This window comes from Acinetobacter sp. UBA3132 (assembly GCF_002364825.1).
Lineage (GTDB): Bacteria > Pseudomonadota > Gammaproteobacteria > Pseudomonadales > Moraxellaceae > Acinetobacter > Acinetobacter schindleri.
In genome coordinates, this window is record NZ_DEZM01000114.1 from 1 (window position 1) to 943 (window position 943).

Below are 943 nucleotides of genomic sequence, written 5' to 3' on the forward strand. Positions count from 1 at the left end.
GCATTCCAGTCTTATGCCTATATGGTGGCTTATAACGATGCCAACACAGCCAAAATTGCACCTCTATCTACCACTTATTTAGAGCCGATGGGTATTTACTCAAGCAAAGTCAAATCTTTAAATGAGTTTAAAACTGGTGCGACCATTGCCATTCCGAATGACGGCGCAAACGAATCACGTGCATTATTGCTGTTACAATCGGCAGGTCTGGTTAAATTAAAAGCTGGATTTGACAATGTCAAAGGCACAACGTCTGATGTGACCGAAAATGCAAAACAAATCGTGATTAAGCCCATTCAAATGGCGACTGCAGTACGCGTAAAAGACGAAGTTGATGCGATTGTGCTGGGCAATACCTTGGCAATGGAAGGTGGTTTAAACGTATTGAAAGATGCGATTTACTATGAGCCGATTGATCAAAGCACAAAAATGAACGTCAACGTATTAGCGGTTGCAGCAGATCGTCAAAATGATCCAGTCCTGCAAAAAGTGGGTGCGTTGTATCATACGCCAGCAGTAAAAGCATATGTTGATGAGCATTTTGGTGGTACTAAAGTTGCGGTAAACAAACCTGTGACGTATTTAACTGAATCAAAATAGTACTATAATAGACTTTTAGAACAGGCAAGGACGATTTCTTGCCTGTTTTTTTATCCGTGATGCAGTTTTTGACACTATGATTGAATTTAAAGATATTTCAAAACAGTATGAGCTTAAGGGTCAAACCTTGCATGCCTTGAATCAGATTAATCTTCAGATTCCAACCGGCAGTATTTTTGGCATCATCGGTTATAGTGGTGCCGGTAAAAGTACCCTGATTCGCCTGATTAACCTGCTGGAACGACCAACTTCGGGCCGGGTAATAATTAATGGTACAGATTTTACTGCTTTGGATGCCAAATCATTGCGTCAGGAACGTACCCAGATTGGCATGATTTTCCAG

At 41.0% G+C, this 943-nt stretch carries 2 protein-coding genes; both read left to right on the plus strand.

Features of this window, described 5'->3' with window-relative positions; genetic code table 11:
• On the plus strand, window positions 1–600 hold a 600-nt coding region (locus B4033_RS05720), incomplete at its 5' end, for a MetQ/NlpA family ABC transporter substrate-binding protein (protein WP_286832638.1).
• 76 nt (window positions 601–676) lie between these two features.
• Window positions 677–943 (plus strand): ATP-binding cassette domain-containing protein (locus tag B4033_RS05725; protein ID WP_286832639.1); only part of this gene is annotated, 267 nt, incomplete at its 3' end.